Raw genomic sequence first — 16,265 nt, 5'->3', positions numbered from 1 at the left:
GCGGCCGGTCAGGCTCCGTCGATACGGCGCGCGCCCAACTCGTTCTGCAACAGCTCGAGTGCGACCTCTTCGGGATCGCGCCGCGGAGCCGACGCCTCGGTGCGCCCGGCCTCGGCAAGCATGTGTTCCTCTTCGTCCCGCCGAGCCGAGTCGGCGGCCGGCTCGTCCGGGGGCGCCTCCTGCCGGGCGGGTGCCGGGGTAATCGGGGCGGGCTCACCCGCGCCGACCTCACAGCGCACCCGCCAGTTCACCCCCAGCGCGTCCTTGAGCGCCTCGGCGATGACGTCGGCGTTGCGCTGTTCGCACAGCCGCTTGGCCAGCGGAGCCGACGCGTGGGTCAGCACCAGCGTGTCGCCGTCGATCGCGCGGACCGTGGCGCCGGCCAGCATCACCTCGGTGGTGCGGCTGCGCTGGCGCACCTTGTCGCGCACGGTCGGCCACATGCTCCGAACCGACGCGGCGTTGAGTTCCCCTGGCGCAGCGGGCGTTTCGGGTTCCGGCGCGGGCGCGGGCTCGGGCTCGGGCTCGGGCTCGGCGACCTTAGGTGCCACCTCGCGGCGGGGCCGCACGGGGGCCGCGGCCGGCCGTGGCGGGGGCGCGTCGCTATCGGGGAGGGACACGCCCAGCCGGGCCTCGATCCGCTCGACGCGCTGCAGCAGCGCCGACTCGGCGTCGCTGGCCGACGGCAACAACAGTCGCGCGCAGACCACTTCGAGCAGCAGGCGCGGCGCCGTCGCGCCCCGCATCTCGCCCAGCCCCGCCTGCACCACCTCGGCGTAGCGGGTCAGCGTGGCCGCGCCGATGCGCGCGGCCTGCTCGCGCATCCGGTCCAGCACGTCCTCGGGCGCATCCACCACGCCGCGGCTCACCGCATCCGGAACCGCTTGCAGCACAATGAGATCGCGGAACCGCTCCAGCAGATCGGTGGCGAAGCGCCGTGGGTCGTGGCCGGCGTCGATCACCGATTCGATCGCACCGAACAACGCTGCGGCATCCGATGCGGCCAGCGCGTCGACGGCGTCGTCGATCAGCGCGACGTCGGTGGCGCCCAACAGGCCCAGCGCGCGCTGGTAGGTCACGTGCCCGCCCTCGGAGCCGGCCAGCAGCTGGTCCAGCACCGAGAGGGTGTCGCGCGGTGATCCCCCGCCGGCGCGGATCACCAGCGGGTACACCGCGTCGTCGACGTCGACGCCCTCCTGCTCGCAGATGCGCCCGATCAGCGCCCGCATGGTGCGCGGCGGCAGCAGCCGGAACGGGTAGTGATGAGTGCGCGACCGGATCGTCGGCAGCACCTTCTCCGGTTCGGTGGTGGCGAAGATGAAGATCAGGTGCTCGGGCGGTTCCTCGACGATCTTGAGCAGCGCGTTGAACCCCGCGGTGGTCACCATGTGCGCCTCGTCGACGATGAACACCCGGTAGCGCGACTGCGCGGGCGCGTAGAACGCCCGGTCGCGCAGCTCGCGGGTGTCGTCCACGCCGCCGTGGCTGGCGGCGTCGAGCTCCACCACGTCGATGCTGCCGGGCGCGTTGGGCGCCAGCGCGACGCAGGACTCGCAGACCCCGCACGGGCTGGCCGTCGGCCCCTGCGCACAGTTCAGCGAGCGGGCCAGAATCCGCGCCGACGAGGTCTTCCCGCAGCCGCGGGGCCCGGAAAACAGGTAGGCGTGGTTGATCCGCCCGGCTTCCAGGGCGATCGACAGCGGCTCGGTGACGTGCTCCTGCCCCACCACCTCGGCGAAGGTTGCCGGTCGGTATTTGCGGTAGAGGGCCACGGTCAGCCAGGCTACCCAGCACCGGTGACGAGAGCGCGGCTGGCGTTCACTCTGCGCTCAGGGCGCGGGCCACTCGCACTTTCGCGCCACCAGGGCAGAGTCAAACCCGAACGTCGGCCGCCGGGGACGCCAGCAGCGACTCCGATGCCGCGAGCAGCGCGCAGGTCGCCAGCCCGTCGACCGCGTCACGCAGATCCGGCAGCGACGGGAAGGTGGGCGCGATCCGGATGTTCTTGTCGTCCGGGTCTTTTCGGTACGGGAACGTCGCGCCGGCCTCGGTCACCGCGATGCCGGCGTCCTTGGCCAAAGCGACGGTCCGGCGCGCCGTGCCGGGCAGCACGTCGAGGCTGATGAAGTAGCCGCCCTTGGGCTCGGTCCACGACGCGATCTTGGAGTCGCCGAGCCGCTGGTCCAGAATCTCGGCCGTCAGCGCGAACTTCGGTGCCAGGATCTGCTGGTGGCGCTGCATGTGCAGGCGCACCCCGTCAGCGTCGCCGAACAAACGCAGGTGCCGCAGCTGGTTGACCTTGTCCGGGCCGATCGACTTCTTCGCCGCGTATTGCAGGTACCAGGCGATGTTGCCCAGCGACCCGCCGAAGAAGCTGACGCCCGCGCCGGCGAAGGTGATTTTGGAGGTGGACGCGAGGATGTAGGGCCGGTTGGGGTTGCCGGCCGTGGCCGCCAGCCCGAGCACGTCGACCTGGCGGATGAAGTCGTGCGTCAGGGTGTGCACCGCGTAGGCGTTGTCCCAGAACAGCCGGAAGTCGGGCGCCGCGGTCCGCATCTGCATGAGCCGGCGGGTCGTCTCCCAGGAGTAGGTGATGCCGGTCGGGTTGCCGAACACCGGCACCGACCACATGCCCTTGATCGCCGGGTCGGCGGCGACGAGCTCTTCGATCAGGTCGACGTCCGGCCCGTCGGGCAGCGTCGGGACCGGGATCATCTCGATGCCCATCGTCTCGGTGATGGCGAAGTGGCGGTCGTAGCCGGGCACCGGGCACAGGAACTTGACGGTCGGTTCGTCTTTCCAGGGCCGCGGCGAGTCCACCCCGCCGTACAGCAGCGAGAAGACGACGAGATCGTGCATCAGCTCGAGACTGGAGTTGTTGCCGGCGATCAGGTTTTGCACCGGAATCCCCAGCAGCTCCCCGAAGATCGCCCGCAGTTCCGGCAGGCCGTGCAGGCCGCCGTAGTTGCGGGTGTCGGTGCCCTCGGCGTCGCGGTAGGCGTCGCCGGGCAGGCTCAGCAGCGCGTTGGACAGGTCCAGCTGTTCGGGGGCCGGTTTGCCGCGAGTCAGATCCAGCGCCAGCTTCTTGGATTGCAGCTCCGCGTAGCCCTGCTGGTTGCGGGCGTGCGCCACGGCCAGCTCGTCCGGGCTGAGGGAATCGAACGACGCCATGGGCCCTCTCGCTGTCGAACGTTTGCGGAATTCCGGGCCGGCCTGGCCCCAACCTAACCTGGTGGCGATCGCAAGCCCGGCGGTGCCGGGCGCAACGGGTCGCCACCCATCCAACCTAGGGGACCCCGCGCACCCGACAGAGCCCATTGACCCTTGCTGCCTTCCGGCCCTGGGGGAGTTCACAGGATAGACGCCGCGCGGGGTCCATGGCGAGTGTACGGCAACCGGCGGCGCCGGCTGGACACTCGGTTACCATGGCCACGGAGGATTCGCCTAGTGGCCTATGGCGCTCGCCTGGAACGCGGGTTGGGTTAATAGCCCTCGCGGGTTCAAATCCCGCATCCTCCGCCAAGCAGGGGGCTTGTTCGGGCTCGCGTCGGGCAGCTCACCACCAGCATGAGGAGGCGTATGGGGCGCAAGGTCGCCATACCTTGGCACGCGTTGTTCTCGATCGCCGCCGGTTTCCTCTACTTCTTGTTCGTGTTGCCCCGCTGGCCTGAGCTGATGGGTGACACCAAGCATTCGTTGGGGACGACGCTGCGGATCGTGGCGGGCGCGCTGCTGAGCCTGGCCGCGCTGCCCGTGGTGTTCACGCTGCTGCGCACCCGCAAGCCCGAGCTGGGCACCCCGCAGCTGGCCCTGTCGATGCGGGTCTGGTCGATCGTGGCCCACGTGCTTTCCGGGGTGCTGATCATCGGCACCGCGATCAGCGAGCTGTGGCTCAGCCTGGACACCTTCGGGCAGTGGTTGTTCGGCGTCTACGGCGCCGCCGCCGCGATCGGGCTGCTCGGGTTCTTCGCGTTTTATCTGTCGTTCGTCGCCGAGTTGCCCCCGCCGCCGCCGAAACCGATCAAGCCGAAGAAGGAAAAACAGCCCAAGCGGCGCGGCCTGCGCGGCAAGAAGGGCGACGAGGGCGAAGAAGCCGAAGAAGTCGCGGCCGAAGAGGCCCCGGAAGGCGCCGCGGCCGAAGAAAAGACCGAGGAATCCGAAGAGTCTCCCGAAGAGACTGAAGAGTCTCCCGAAGAGACTGAAGAGACCGGAGAGACCGTCGTCGCGGAAGAGCCCGAGCCCGAGGCGCCGACCGAAGAGGCGCCGACGGCGAGCTCGGAAGAAGACGCCGAGGCGACCGAAGCCGCCGACGAGGCCCGGGGCGGCCTGCAAAACCGCCGCCCGACGGGCAAGGGCTCACACCGGATGCGGCGCAGGCGCACCCGAGGCGGCGTCGCGCTCGACGAGTGACCCGGATTCAGCGGCGCCGCAGGCTTTCGACGTAGTCGGCGATGCGCCGCTGCGTCTCGGCCGCACCCCACAGCCGGCGCACCTCGTCGTCGATGGTGCCGCCCTCGCGGATCCGCGCCAGCGCGGGGGCGCGCAGCTGTCCTTTGGTGTGCCGATACGCGTCGGCCGGGATGCCCCCGAGGTCGGCCGCCTCCGCCACCGCCGCCCCTACCAGGTCGTCGGCGACGACGCGGTGGGCGAGCCCGTGGGCGATCGCCTCGTCCCCGCGGTAGAGGCGGCCGCCCAGCAACACCTCCTCGGCGCGGTCGCCGCAGGCGTGGCGCATCACCTCGAGCGCGGCGACCGGAAACGCCACGCCGACGCGGACCTCCGACGCCCCGATCTGCGCCTCGGCGCCGATCAGCCGCCGATCGCAGGCGCAGGCCAGCACGCAGCCGCCCGCGACGGCCGCCCCGTTGATCGCGGCCACCGTCGGCCCCGGGTAGGTGAACACCGCCTCGAACGCCGCGGACAGCGCGGGCACCAGCCGGTCGGTGTAGTCCGCGCCCCCGTCGACGACGCGGTTGAGTTCCACGCCCGCGCTCAACGCGCGGCCGGCGCCGGTGACGACGAGCGGGCCGGCCCCGGAGCGACGCAGCTCGCCGATCGCGTCGGTCAGCTCGGTCAACAGCTCGACATCCATGGCGTTGACGCGCCCGGACGACAGTGTCAGCACCCGCACCGCGCCGACGGCCTCCATCTCGATCACGCTGACACGATAACGACCCCACCCGAGCTGGCCGAAGTTTGGGATCGGTAGCGGCGCGGCGGGTCTGTACTTGCGCCCATGGCGGCGCCACCGGGGCGGCGCATGAAGGAAGGAACTGCAGTGAAACGTCTCCTCGCGGGTGCGATAGGAACCCTCGGCTGCGCCGCGGCGCTGGTGGGCTGCTCGAGCGGGGGCCACACGGCCGCCCCGGCTTCGAGCCCGGCGCCCAGCGCCGCGGGTGGCACGGCGGCGCAGGTCAAGGTGGGCGGCAACGACCTGGCGGGCCTGAACCCCTCCTCGGTGACCTGCGTCCGCACCGGCGGCAAGATCGACATCGGCAGCGGCGCCGCGGGACCCCAGCAGGCGCTGGCCGTGGTCATGACCGACGAGCCCACCCCGAAGGTCGAGTCGCTGGCCCTGGTGGTCGACGGCAACGCCTTGTCGGTCAGCAACGGCATGGGCGCGAAAGTCGGTTCGGCCGACGTGACGGTGGACGGCAAGACCTACACCATCACCGGCCAGGCGCAGGGCGCCGACCTGAAGAACCCGATGGCCGGAATGGTCACCAAGGACTTCAACATCAAGGTGACTTGCGGTTGATCGACCGAACGCCGGGGCGGCGGGCGTGCCTTCACTCACGCGTCCGCCGCCGCGGTTCGTCTCCGTCTGCACGACAGCCGACTTATGATGCAGCCGTGTCGATCCCCGGCGAATTGGACAACGCCCGGCGGCTGGCTTTCGCCGCCGACGAGGCGCACGCCCGGGATCTGCTGCTGTCGCTGGTGCCGCGCATCGAGCGCGAAGACCGCGACGACTTGATGCTGGAAGTCCTTGCGCAGCTTGGCGAGATCTATCTCGCGCGCGGGCAGTACGACGGGGTGCGCGAATCCATCCGGCGTATCCGCGACTGCGTGGAGCGCTACGCGGGCATGGTGTCCGACCCCGACACGGCGCACATGACCCACCGATTCTCGCGACGCGCACAGTTTCTCCAGGTGGGCCTGGCCGCGGCGCTGGGCGATCACGAGGGCGCCGCGGCCGCGCTGACGGCATTGTGCGACGCCGAATCCGACACGGCGCCCGGCGACCTCGCCGACGAGCACGCATATTTGTGCGGCTCCGCCCGCGTCTTGTGCGCGAGCGCGCTCTGCGACGACGACCTGCACGTCAACTCGGTCCCGTTGTGGGAGCAGGCGCTTGCCGGGCTGGACCGGTTCCGGCAAGGCGGCGAACTCGCCGATCACCTCCTGGTGACGGCGGGCACCGCGTACGGCAGGTTCTGCGTCGAGACCGGGCGATTGCCCGAGGCCGACCTCTGGTTGCGCCGCGCCGGGGCCAGGGCGCAGGCGCGGGGCTGGGAATTGGCAAACGCGAGAACGCAATTGGAGCGCGCGGCGGCGTGCTGGTCGGTCGGCGACCACGCGACGACCGAGCAGCTGGTGTCCGAGGCCCAGCCCGTCATCGCGGCCTACGCCCGCGCGCACGACACCGCTCGCTGCTGGCTGTTTCTGGGACTCACCCGGCTGGGATCCGGTGCGCTGGAAGCCGCCGACGAGTGTTGGGAGCATGCCGAGCGGCTCTGGCGCGAGCTGGGCAAGCCGTTGCCGCTGCACCGGATACTGTTGCAGCGCAGCTGGATAGCGATATTTTGGAGTCGCTTTGCCGAAGCCGTCGAGCTGATCGCCCAGGCCCGGGAACTCCTCGACTCGTCGCCGCGCAGCAGCTGGCTGCAGTACGCGCAGCTCGACAGCCATCTCGGCACCGTCTGGCGCGCGGATGCCCTGGCGGACCTCGGCTTCGACAGTTCGGGCGATCCCGAAGAGACGCTGCAGGAAACCGAGGCGCGGCAGGCGGAGGGGCTCGGCATCCTGACCGGCGAGGTCGGCACGCCCGAGTACCGGCGCGCGATGACCAAGCTCGAGCAGGCCGCCGAGCTCAAGGTGCCGGCCGCGCTGGCGGTCGACTCGGTGCGGTATTCGATCGCCGACGCCGACGCGAGATCGCGGTGGGCGAAAAGCATTTCGGCGCCGATCTTGGCCGGTGCCTTCGCCGTCGCGTGGGAATGGGAGAACACCCAACTGATCAGCGAGCTGGTCGAATACCACAGCGCGCGCGGGACTTTCGACACCGAGCTGCAGCGGCCCGCGATCGGCGAATGGGCGTCCGCGGCCCCGGCGGCCGTGCTCATCGACGCCGACTCGCAACCGGCCACAGAGCCGGCCCCGGCCCTGGCGGCGGGCGGCCCGCCGGCGCGCGCCGGCGGTTCGCTGACCCGGCTCGGTCCGCTGCCGCCGTTGCAGATGCAGCCCGACAGCCCGCCCATCATGAGCCACTACCGCGAACTGGCATTCGAACGCTACGGCCGTGCCGTCACCTCCCCCGAACCCGCCTGGCGCACCTGGCCATGACCGAGACCTTGGTGCTGCGGTACGCCGACCTGGGCATCGCAACCTACGCCAGCCTGCGGGTGGTCGGCCAACCGTCGAAGACCGTCAACTGGGTGATAGAGGAGCCGATCCTACTCGCCGCCCTGCAGGAACTCGCGGCGTCCCTGCCCGAGCCCCACGGCTCGGAGAGTCCGCGTGACGCCATCGAACGCGCCTTGGCCACAGGACCTTTCGCGGCGCCGGACAGCGAACTCACGATCGCCTACATCCTCGGCGTCCTGCTGATCGACACCCGCGGGTGGCAGCTGCTGGCGGAGTTCACGTCGTCACCGCGCGCGTCGCTGTTCGTCTCGCCCAGCGCGCGGCTGGCGCGGGTGCCGTGGGGGCTGCTGGCGATGCCTAAATCCGGTCCGAGCAAAGAGGAACTGGTGCGCGCCCGCCAGGACGCGATCACCGCCAGCGGCCGGGCGGCGGCCCAAATCCCCTGGCGGCTGGGCGATATGGGCGAGTTGACCGACGGCCATCGGCTGATGGAACTCGTCGACGTGCTGATGGTCGCGCCGGCCAATATCGTGAACTCCCGCCGCGCGCCCGCAAGCTGGGAGACCCGCCGCGACGGACCACCGGTGCTGGTCCTCGACCCCCGGGTGCCGGGCCAGCGCCCGGACTCCGCGCTGGGCTCGGTCCTCGGCAGGCCTTCCCCGCAAACGCAATTGGCGCTGCACTTCGGCGCGCTGATGGAGCGCCGCACGGTGCTGCCGCAGGTCGGTGACGCGGTCGAGTTGTTCCGCCGCGCCGATGCCGACCGCATCTGGCTGGCCGAGCAGCTGGCGCAGGCCCCGAGCCGGCTGCTGTACGTCGGGCACGCCAGCTCCGCGCACGGCCGGGCCGACCGGGCCGCGCTGCACCTGGCCTGCACGGCCGGAATTCCGGGCATCCCCGAGGCGCTCGGCGATCACCGCCCGCTGACCGCGTCGGACCTGATGGCGTCGCAATGGCCCATCCCGCCGCGGGTCGCCCTGCTAGCGTGCGGGTCGGGCGGTGACTATCAATTCGACGAGGCGACCGGCCTGGTGGCGGCGATGATCCTGGGCGGCGCGCAACTGGTGACCGCCACCCTGTGGTCGCTGCCCACCGCGGCGGCCTACGGCCGGTTCGCGGGCGACCAGGCCGATCCGATGTCCGATGTCGTTGTCGCCGTGGACGACGCGCACGACGGCGCCGACGCTGGACGCGCGGTGAATCGGTGGCAGCGCGCCCAATTGCGGCGCTGGCGCGACGGTGACGCCGCCGCCAGTCCCCTGTATTGGGGCGCCCTGGTCAGTTTCGCGGTAGACGGGGCGCGATAGCGCTCGCCGCCGGCACGGCCTCCTCGTCTCTGGGCAGCGAGAGTTCCTCGGGGGCAGCGGGATCGAATACCACCAGGACGACGAGCCCGGGCCGCAGTAGCGGCACGTCCGGATCGTCCTCGAAACGCGACAGTTTCCCGATGAAGGTCTCGCCCGAGACGGCGACCACCTCGACGACAACCTGACGCCCGGTGCCGGCGGTGCGCACCGTACCGACCCCGACGGCCGGGCCGGCCGGGACCTGACGCCGCCCGAATGAGGCCCCCGACGCCAGCTTGATGAGCTTCTTCATGCCACCAGGCTGCAACCGCGGACCGGCTACCGAACCCAACTTTTCGGCTCCCGATTTACCGGCGATGCCCCTATTCTGTCCCGATGAGCGCGGATTCGCAGGTGGCGACGGCCGTAACGGTGGGTCACCCGCGCCGGCTGGTGATCGACCGGGCGTGGCGCGCGATCGGTCCCGGCGTCGAGGTGCTCAGCAGTGACGACGGCGGCCCCTTGACCCGCACCGTCAAACGGATTATCGACCCGCTGGTGCTGCGGCTGCGATCCAACCCGCAATATTCGGCGCCCGTCGTCGCACCGGAGACGGCGGCGGCGATGCGCGACCTGATCGTCGGGAGCGCGCACGAACTGCGTTCCGCCGCAGCATGGTTCGACACGCTCAAGCTCGAACGCCGCAGGCAGCGGATCCGCAGCGGCAACGCCCAGGAGTTGTACTTCCCGGTGTGCTTCGAGCTCGCGGTGACGAAAGGCCCTCCGGCGCCACAGGATAGCGAGACGGCGGCCGCGGTGCTCGCGGACGTCCACCAAGGCCGCGACCGCACCGCGATCGAGGTGTTGCACCGGTACGTGGCGAGCCGGGACGTCGTCGGCCGGCTGGCCGACCAGCTCGACCGCAGCTGGCGCGACGTGACGGCCCGGACGACCGACACCGCCCCCTTCCTGACCGAGCTCGCCACGGTGCTCGGGACCGCCAACGGCCATCGCGCCGCCGTGGCCCGGCAGCGGGCCTGGTCGGCCGCGGTCGCCGACGCGGCCCCGTACAACCTGGGCGCGGCGGCACGCATGCAGGCCGCCGGGCTGCCGTGGTCGATCATGCACCTGGGTCTGAGTTCGGTTGAACCGCAACGGCAGCCGGGCATCGCCGGCGGATCCGACGGCGATCGCCCGCTGGACCGCAGCGTGGTGGACCGGGTGCGCGCGACGCTGCGGCGCGCGCTGGACCGTGACGCGCTGCCCGACATCCCGATGCTCTGCGAGGAGGAGGTCGACCGCTGCGCCGCGCCCTGGGGTCTGCTGAGCGAGGACAAACAGGCCACCCTGGTGGCCGGCATCGAGGTGGCCGTCGAGCTCGCGCCGCTCGACCCGACCGCGTCCAGCCGCTACGCGCTGGCCGCGCAGATCCAGGCCCGGCTGCGTAAGGAGGCCTACGTGCTGCATGCCCGGCGCTATCTGGCCGACGGCGGGCCCGTCCACCCGCGCCAGCGGCAGGTGGTCGACGACCTCGCCGCATACGCGCAGCCCTACCTGAGCCGGCTGTGGGCGCGGCTGCACGGGCGCGACGTCTGGCAGGAGCCGTGCGACGACGTCGACGAGGTGCGCTCCCTGCTCGAGGGCGTGGCGCGGTCGGTGAGCCTCGATCACCGGCAACGCATCAAGTCGATGCTGGAATTGAAGGTGGCCGGATGAGGTTGGCCGCCGACTCCGGACTCTGGACCACCGGACCCGCCGCCGCCGAGACGCCGCTGGCCGCGGTGCTGGAAGTCAGCGGCGCCGTGCTGTCTTGGGCGATCGACGAGCCACCGGGCCCACCCACGATCACCTTCACCGATCACGCACGCGCGGACTGGCTCTGGCGTGTGTTCGGCGAAGCCGGCCACGTGGCGCTGACCTCCGCGCTCGCAGCCGAACCGCCACGCGCCGTCGAGCTCGCCGGCGTCGACATCGTGCCGGACGCGATCGGTCCGCTGCGGCGGCTGGCCGTCGGCCACTGGCTGCGGCGGTGGTGGCCGGCCAGCCTGCGCGACGGGATCGCGGGACTGGACCCTGCGCTGCTCGACACCGAGGTCGCGCTGCTGACCTCGGGCGCGCAGGTCTATTTCACCGACGACACCCTGGATTCGGACGTGGTAGAGCTGCTGGCGCCGCACGCCGCAGCCCTGGCCGCGCACCTGCGGGACGCCGATCCCCGGGTCCTCGAGCTGGTGCGCGCCGGCGCCGGGCTCGCCGACGAGGCCGGTGTGGACGCCGCCGGCTGGCCGGAATTGCATGCGGCCGTGGACGATTCGGCAAACGTCACCGAACTGGCCCGCCCGGGCGGACGGCGCGACGACTACGCGCTGGCCGCCGGCGGGCCGGCGAACCCCGGGGGCGCCGTCCCGATCGCGCGGGGCACCGCGTCCATCGACTGGAGCACCGTGCCGCCGGGCATCTTCGACGCGGCTGAGGACACCGTCGACTGGAGCATCGAGAAGACGGGCACTGCGGTCGCCGCCGTCGTGCGGGTTGCGATCATCGGGCCCGACCCGGCCACCGGCGTCGCGGTGCGCCTGCGCGCCGGAGCCATCAGCGGCGCCGGCCCCCTGGACTCCGACGGTCGCGCGACCCTGCCCCTGGTCGACGGCCAGCAGCGGCCCGTGACGGAAGCGGCGGCGTGGAACCACGATTGGTCGGCGGCCTGCGAGGTGGTCGTCGGCGCTCAAACGTCTCCGGCCTCCGAGGCCCGCGAAACGCGGGGGCGGATCCGCCGGTGGGCGCGCTCCCGTCTGGACCGCCCGGCCGACGACGCGTTCCTGGCCGAGATCCTCGCCTCAGAATCTGCCTATTAGGCCTACTAAGAACCCGCGTCATTCCCTATGCTGAGCGAGTGCCAAACAGCTATCGCGTAGTTCAGTGGAACACCGGGAACGTCGGCAAGAGCTCCCTCAAATCGATCGTCGCCAACCCCACCCTCGAACTGGTGGGATGTTTCGCGTGGTCGCCCGACAAGGTCGGCCGTGATGCCGGCGAGCTCGTCGGGATCGCGCCCACCGGGGTGGCGGCGACCAACGACGTCGACGAGCTGCTCGGCCTCAAACCCGACTGCGTGGTCTACAACCCGATGTGGATCGACGTCGACGAGCTGGTGCGCATCCTGTCCGCCGGCGTCAACGTGGTGACCACGGCGTCGTTCATCACCGGACACAACCTCGGCGAGGGCCGCGACCGCATCCTCGAGGCCTGCCAGAAGGGCGGCTCGACGATCTTCGGATCCGGCGTCAGCCCCGGCTTCGCCGAGCTGCTGGCGATCGTGTCCGCCATGGTGTGCAACCGGATCGACAAGGTCACCGTCAATGAGGCCGCCGACACCACCTTCTACGATTCACCGGAAACCGAGAAGCCCGTCGGCTTCGGCCAGCCGATCGACCACCCCGAGCTGCCGCAGATGGCCGCCAAGGGGACGGCGATCTTCGGCGAGGCCGTCCGGCTGGTGGCCGACGCGCTGGGCGTCGAGCTCGACGACGTGCGGTGCGTGGCCGAGTTCGCCCAAACCACCGCGGATCTCGAGATGGCGTCCTGGACCATCCCCGCGGGCTGCGTGGCCGGCACCTACATCAGCTGGCAGGGAATCGTCGGCGACAAGACCGTCATCGACCTCAATGTCCGTTGGCGCAAGGGGCAGACGCTCGACCCCGACTGGAAGATCGAACAGGACGGCTGGGTCATCCAGGTCGACGGGCAGCCCACGGTGACCACCAAGGTCGGCTTCCTGCCGCCGCCGTATTTCGAGGCCACCACGATCGAGGAGTTCATGGACCTCGGTCACATCATGACGGCGATACCGCCCATCAACGCGATCCCGGCCGTCGTCGCCGCGGCGCCCGGCATCGCCACCTACGCCGATCTGCCGCTGACGATCTCGCGCGGCTTCGTCAAGACGTGAGCTAACCCCGCGCGGGCGCGGCGCGCCGAGCGGGTTTTGCATACGGCGCGCCCAGTCGCGGCACCTCGAGCGGACCCTGGTGACGGGCGGCCTCGATGGCGTTGCGCAGCGGACCGGCCAAGCCGGCGAACGATCCCATGTCGAACAGCAGCGGGGTCAGCAGCCGGTTGTGGACGAACCCGAAGGCGCTGCCGGTTTCGGGATCGGCCCAGCCGAGGGTGCCGCCCAGGCCGACGTGCCCGAAACCCTTGAGCAGACCCGGGACCGGCGACTCGTGGTAGCCCAGATGAAAAGGCATGGGCACCACCATGTTTGCGTCGGGCCACTTGCGTCGCGGTTCCCCGGTCAGCCCGCGGGCCAGCTCCGGCGACAGATACTTCTTGCCGTCGATGCGGCCCCCGTTGGCCAGCACGGCATACATCTTGGCCAGGCCGCGGCCGGTCACCACGCCGTTGGCCGCGGGCACCTCGCCGTCCAAAAACGGGGTCTCCCCCTTGACGAGCGATATGACGCCCGGGAAGTACATCGCCCCGATCGCGCCCGAGAAGGGCAGGCCGGCCAGCTTCGGCGCGATGAAGTTGAACACCGGGGCGCGCAGCTTCCCCTGCGGTATCAGGATCTGCGCCGCCCGCGTCGGCGCGCCTTCGGGCGGACGACCCAGGTGCAGGCCGTCGGTGCCCAGCGGGCGCGCGATTTCCTGACGGATCAGCTCCCGCATGCCCTTGCCCGTCACCGCCCGGGCCAGCCCGGACAGCAGCCAGCCGTAGGTCAGCGCGTGATAGGCCTGCACCCCGCGCAGGTGGTCGACGGGCGCGGCGGCCAGGCGCTCCTCCATGAGGAGGTGGTCCATCAGCTCCGCCTTGGTGACGCCCTTCAGGTGCGACAACCCCGATCGGTGCCGCAGGACGTCGCGAACCGTGATCTCTTCCTTGCCGTTGGCCGCGAATTCCGGCCAGTACGCGGCGACCGGTTCGTCGTAGGACAGCAGGCCACGATCGGCCAGCCGGTGGATCACCGTCGACGCGACACCCTTGGTCGCCGAGAACACCATCGCGCCGGTGTCGGCGGTCCAGCGCTGGGCGCCGGAGCGGTCCGACCACCCAGTCCAGACATCGACGACGGGCACGCCGTCGATGTAGACGCTCAGCGCCCCGCCGCCGAACCGGCGGCCGGGGAACAGCCGCGAGAACAGCCGGACGACGTTGGCGAACCGCGGGTCGGCGGCCCCGGACACACCGCGTGGCAAGCCGTCGTCGGTGACCAGCATGTTCGGTGCCACGACAGTGAAGTTATCAGTCCGGCGGCCGCGGGACGTCGTCGCCGGGCGCCGGGTCCGGGGGCGCGGCGTTGAGCCACTTCCTCAGCCGAATGAGCTGGTTGGCCACCATGGCCAGGCCCAGCAGCATCAGCACCACCACTACCGCCACCACAATCGCGGTGCTCACGGGATCCATCATGGCTGGTTTCGCGATCGCCCGCCGGAGGGTAGTTACATCCAGCACACCAAACCGGCAGGAGGGTAGGAGCCATGAGCGGCACGGACAAGGTGAAGAACAAGATCGAGGACCTCGGCGGCCGGGCCAAGGAGGCCATCGGCAAGACCACCGGCGACGCCGATACCCGCAACGAGGGCCGGGCGGACCAGGCGAAGTCCAGCCTCAAGGACGCAGGCGAGAAGGTGAAGGACGCGTTCAAGAAGTGAGGCTGCACGGGGTGCGCCGGCTCGCGACGGCATTGGCGGCGGCGGTGACGGGGACGTTGTGCACCGCCGCCCCATTCGGCGTGCCCGCGGCGTCCGCCGAGCCGTGCCCCGACGTCGAGGTGGTGTTCGCCCGCGGCACCGGCGAGCCGCCCGGCGTCGGCGGCATCGGCGGAGCGTTCGTCGACGCGTTGCGCGAGCAGCTCGGCGGCCGGTCGCTGAGCGTGTATCCGGTCAGCTATCAAGCCAGCGCCGACTTCCAGAATCCGGACTTCCCGGTCACCGTCATCGACGGCATCCGCGACGCCGGCAATCACATCGAATCCATGGCGGCGAACTGCCCGAACACCAAGGAGGTGCTCGGCGGCTACTCGCAGGGCGCGGCCGTGGCCGGCTTCGTCACCTCGGCGTCGATACCGCCGGGCGTGCCCGCATCGGCGGTGCCCCCGCCCATGCCGGCGGATGTCGCGAAGCATGTCGCCGCGGTCACGCTGTTCGGGACGCCGTCGGGTGATTTTCTAGACAAATACCACGCGCCCCAGCTCGTCATCGGCCCGCTGTATCAGCCCAAGACCCTTGAGCTGTGCGCCGCCGGCGACCCGATCTGCGGTGACGGCGGCAATCCCGCCGCGCACACCGCGTACGTCGCCAACGGCATGACCGGCGAGGCCGCGACCTACGCGGCGACCCACCTGTAGTCCTTCGGCGAAATACAGCAGAATCGCAGCATGCGCGTTCTCGTCACGGGTGGCACCGGGTTCGTCGGCGGATGGACCGCGAAGGCCATCGCCGACGCCGGGCACTCCATCCGGTTTCTGGTCCGAAATCCCGATCGGCTGCAGACCTCCGTGGCCAAGCTGGGCGTCGACGTCTCCGACTTCGCCGTCGGCGACATCACGGACCGCGTGTCGGTGCGCGAGGCCCTGCGCGGCTGCGACGCGGTGGTGCACAGCGCCGCCCTGGTCGCCGTCGACCCCCGCCAGACCAACGAGATGCTGACCACCAACATGCAGGGTGCGCAGAACGTCCTCGGGCAGTCCGTCGAGCTGGGCCTGGACCCGATCGTTCACGTGTCGAGCTTCACGGCGCTGTTCCACCCGGGTCTCGAGACGCTGACGGCGGATCTGCCGGTGGTCGGCGGGGCCGACGGGTACGGCACGTCCAAGGCGCAGGTCGAGATCTACGCCCGCGGCCTGCAGGACGCGGGCGCGCCGGTGAACATCACTTACCCCGGCATGGTGCTGGGCCCGCCGGTCGGCGACCAGTTCGGGGAGGCCGGCGAGGGCGTCAAGGCGGCGCTGCAGATGCACGCGATCCCGGGGCGCAGCGCGGCATGGCTGGTCGTCGACGTCCGCGACCTCGCCGCGTTGCACGCCGCGCTGCTGGAGCCGGGGCGCGGGCCGCGCCGCTACACCGCGGGCGGGCACCGGGTGCCCGCGGCCGAGCTCGCGACCATGCTCGGCCAGGTCGCCGGCACGCCGATGGTCGCGGTGCCCATCCCCGACACCGCGCTGCGCGTCGCGGGGGCGGTGCTGGACCGGGCGGGCCGATTCCTGCCCTTCGACACCCCGTTCACGTCGGCGGGGATGCAGTACTACACGCAGATGCCGGCGTCCGACGACTCGCCCAGCGAGCGCGAGCTCGGCATCACCTATCGGGACCCGCGCGAAACCGTGGCCGACACGTTCGAGGCACTCAATCTTTAGCCGCGAGAGTGCAACTGCCGACGCCGCCACTCGGGAGA

16 protein-coding genes, 1 tRNA gene and 1 other RNA gene are annotated in these 16,265 nt (G+C 71.0%); 11 read left to right on the top strand and 7 right to left on the bottom strand.

The genetic code is table 11. The features are described 5' to 3' along the window. Positions 1 to 8: 8 nt before the first annotated feature. The 3 genes from AC5Y43_RS20425 to ffs all read right to left on the bottom strand — a co-directional run bounded on the left by AC5Y43_RS20425 (position 9) and on the right by ffs (position 3,380). Complete coding sequence (locus AC5Y43_RS20425; RefSeq protein ID WP_499975423.1) at positions 9 to 1,772, bottom strand: DNA polymerase III subunits gamma/tau; 1,764 nt, start codon at positions 1,770 to 1,772, stop codon at positions 9 to 11. Between the two features lie 100 nt (positions 1,773 to 1,872). Then, positions 1,873 to 3,171 carry an aspartate aminotransferase type Ic gene (locus AC5Y43_RS20420; protein WP_499975422.1) on the bottom strand — a complete coding sequence of 433 codons (1,299 nt, stop codon included), beginning with the start codon at positions 3,169 to 3,171 and terminating at the stop codon, positions 1,873 to 1,875. A 114-nt stretch (positions 3,172 to 3,285) separates the two neighbouring features. Further along, positions 3,286 to 3,380, bottom strand: an RNA gene (gene ffs / locus AC5Y43_RS20415) — signal recognition particle sRNA small type. Between the two features lie 53 nt (positions 3,381 to 3,433). On the opposite strand from ffs, the gene AC5Y43_RS20410 reads away from it, so the two are divergent. Beyond that, positions 3,434 to 3,522, top strand: a tRNA-Ser gene (locus tag AC5Y43_RS20410). Between the two features lie 57 nt (positions 3,523 to 3,579). Beyond that, complete coding sequence (lucA, locus tag AC5Y43_RS20405) at positions 3,580 to 4,410, top strand: lipid uptake coordinator LucA (protein WP_499975420.1); 831 nt, start codon at positions 3,580 to 3,582, stop codon at positions 4,408 to 4,410. A gap of 7 nt (positions 4,411 to 4,417) precedes the next feature. Here the strand turns inward: lucA and AC5Y43_RS20400 are convergent, their stop codons facing one another. After that, entirely contained in the window at positions 4,418 to 5,149 is a 732-nt protein-coding gene (locus tag AC5Y43_RS20400) for an enoyl-CoA hydratase/isomerase family protein (protein ID WP_499975660.1), read from the bottom strand. A 129-nt stretch (positions 5,150 to 5,278) separates the two neighbouring features. Between AC5Y43_RS20400 and AC5Y43_RS20395 the strand changes: the two genes are divergently transcribed. The 3 genes from AC5Y43_RS20395 (at position 5,279) to AC5Y43_RS20385 (ending at position 8,894) form a co-directional block, all read left to right on the top strand. Then, on the top strand, positions 5,279 to 5,758 hold the full coding sequence (locus tag AC5Y43_RS20395; protein ID WP_499975419.1) for a lipoprotein LpqH: 480 nt from the start codon (positions 5,279 to 5,281) through the stop codon (positions 5,756 to 5,758). A 95-nt stretch (positions 5,759 to 5,853) separates the two neighbouring features. Continuing rightward, entirely contained in the window at positions 5,854 to 7,566 is a 1,713-nt protein-coding gene (locus AC5Y43_RS20390) for an ATP-binding protein (RefSeq protein WP_499975418.1), read from the top strand. Continuing rightward, the gene (locus tag AC5Y43_RS20385; RefSeq protein ID WP_499975417.1) at positions 7,563 to 8,894 is read left to right on the top strand and encodes a CHAT domain-containing protein; all 1,332 of its coding nucleotides are present in this window, start codon (positions 7,563 to 7,565) and stop codon (positions 8,892 to 8,894) included. The genes AC5Y43_RS20390 and AC5Y43_RS20385 overlap by 4 nt, the downstream gene beginning before the upstream one ends. Here AC5Y43_RS20385 and AC5Y43_RS20380 read toward each other — a convergent pair. Next, positions 8,866 to 9,186, bottom strand: coding sequence for a hypothetical protein (locus tag AC5Y43_RS20380; protein ID WP_499975415.1), 321 nt, complete (start codon positions 9,184 to 9,186; stop codon positions 8,866 to 8,868). The two genes, AC5Y43_RS20385 and AC5Y43_RS20380, sit on opposite strands and share 29 nt — an antisense overlap. 83 nt (positions 9,187 to 9,269) lie before the next feature. Between AC5Y43_RS20380 and AC5Y43_RS20375 the strand changes: the two genes are divergently transcribed. Genes AC5Y43_RS20375 through AC5Y43_RS20365 form a run of 3 tightly spaced genes read left to right on the top strand, consistent with a single transcriptional unit; the run spans position 9,270 to position 12,822 of the window. Next, complete coding sequence (locus AC5Y43_RS20375; RefSeq protein ID WP_499975413.1) at positions 9,270 to 10,589, top strand: hypothetical protein; 1,320 nt, start codon at positions 9,270 to 9,272, stop codon at positions 10,587 to 10,589. Next, positions 10,586 to 11,728, top strand: coding sequence for a hypothetical protein (locus tag AC5Y43_RS20370; RefSeq protein WP_499975412.1), 1,143 nt, complete (start codon positions 10,586 to 10,588; stop codon positions 11,726 to 11,728). The genes AC5Y43_RS20375 and AC5Y43_RS20370 overlap by 4 nt, the downstream gene beginning before the upstream one ends. 38 nt (positions 11,729 to 11,766) lie before the next feature. Then, complete coding sequence (locus tag AC5Y43_RS20365) at positions 11,767 to 12,822, top strand: NAD(P)H-dependent amine dehydrogenase family protein (RefSeq protein WP_499975411.1); 1,056 nt, start codon at positions 11,767 to 11,769, stop codon at positions 12,820 to 12,822. Position 12,823: 1 nt separating this feature from the next. On the opposite strand, the gene lipL is transcribed toward AC5Y43_RS20365, so the two are convergent. Both lipL and AC5Y43_RS20355 read right to left on the bottom strand, forming a co-directional pair. Then, the gene (gene lipL, locus AC5Y43_RS20360) at positions 12,824 to 14,089 is read right to left on the bottom strand and encodes an esterase/beta-lactamase LipL (protein WP_499975659.1); all 1,266 of its coding nucleotides are present in this window, start codon (positions 14,087 to 14,089) and stop codon (positions 12,824 to 12,826) included. 25 nt (positions 14,090 to 14,114) lie between these two features. Beyond that, positions 14,115 to 14,267 (bottom strand): hypothetical protein, encoded by a 153-nt coding sequence (locus AC5Y43_RS20355; protein WP_499975690.1) that lies wholly within the window; start codon positions 14,265 to 14,267, stop codon positions 14,115 to 14,117. A gap of 83 nt (positions 14,268 to 14,350) precedes the next feature. Here AC5Y43_RS20355 and AC5Y43_RS20350 point away from each other — a divergent pair, with 83 nt between their 5' ends. From AC5Y43_RS20350 to AC5Y43_RS20340, 3 genes are read left to right on the top strand one after another with little or no spacing between them, the layout of a single operon-like run. Further along, positions 14,351 to 14,524: a CsbD family protein gene (locus tag AC5Y43_RS20350; RefSeq protein WP_499975409.1), complete on the top strand. Its 174-nt coding sequence runs from the start codon at positions 14,351 to 14,353 to the stop codon at positions 14,522 to 14,524. Beyond that, positions 14,521 to 15,219, top strand: coding sequence for a cutinase family protein (locus AC5Y43_RS20345; RefSeq protein ID WP_499975408.1), 699 nt, complete (start codon positions 14,521 to 14,523; stop codon positions 15,217 to 15,219). The genes AC5Y43_RS20350 and AC5Y43_RS20345 overlap by 4 nt, the downstream gene beginning before the upstream one ends. A 30-nt stretch (positions 15,220 to 15,249) precedes the next feature. After that, positions 15,250 to 16,227 (top strand): SDR family NAD(P)-dependent oxidoreductase, encoded by a 978-nt coding sequence (locus AC5Y43_RS20340; protein WP_499975404.1) that lies wholly within the window; start codon positions 15,250 to 15,252, stop codon positions 16,225 to 16,227. Positions 16,228 to 16,265: the final 38 nt, after the last annotated feature.

It is taken from the genome of Mycobacterium sp. NGS57 (assembly GCF_059812405.1).
Note: the sequence above shows the minus strand (reverse complement) of the source record. Positions and strands in the feature narration are given on the sequence as shown.

Bases quoted from the DNA above. Each gene is read 5' to 3' on its own strand.
- AC5Y43_RS20420 (WP_499975422.1), bottom strand. From the start codon at position 3,171: ATGGCGTCGTTCGATTCCCTCAGCCCGGACGAGCTGGCCGTGGCGCAC.
- lucA (WP_499975420.1), top strand. From the start codon at position 3,580: ATGGGGCGCAAGGTCGCCATACCTTGGCACGCGTTGTTCTCGATCGCC.
- AC5Y43_RS20400 (WP_499975660.1), bottom strand. From the start codon at position 5,149: ATGGAGGCCGTCGGCGCGGTGCGGGTGCTGACACTGTCGTCCGGGCGC.
- AC5Y43_RS20385 (WP_499975417.1), top strand. From the start codon at position 7,563: ATGACCGAGACCTTGGTGCTGCGGTACGCCGACCTGGGCATCGCAACC.
- AC5Y43_RS20380 (WP_499975415.1), bottom strand. From the start codon at position 9,186: ATGAAGAAGCTCATCAAGCTGGCGTCGGGGGCCTCATTCGGGCGGCGT.
- AC5Y43_RS20375 (WP_499975413.1), top strand. From the start codon at position 9,270: ATGAGCGCGGATTCGCAGGTGGCGACGGCCGTAACGGTGGGTCACCCG.
- AC5Y43_RS20370 (WP_499975412.1), top strand. From the start codon at position 10,586: ATGAGGTTGGCCGCCGACTCCGGACTCTGGACCACCGGACCCGCCGCC.
- lipL (WP_499975659.1), bottom strand. From the start codon at position 14,089: ATGCTGGTCACCGACGACGGCTTGCCACGCGGTGTGTCCGGGGCCGCC.
- AC5Y43_RS20350 (WP_499975409.1), top strand. From the start codon at position 14,351: ATGAGCGGCACGGACAAGGTGAAGAACAAGATCGAGGACCTCGGCGGC.
- AC5Y43_RS20340 (WP_499975404.1), top strand. From the start codon at position 15,250: ATGCGCGTTCTCGTCACGGGTGGCACCGGGTTCGTCGGCGGATGGACC.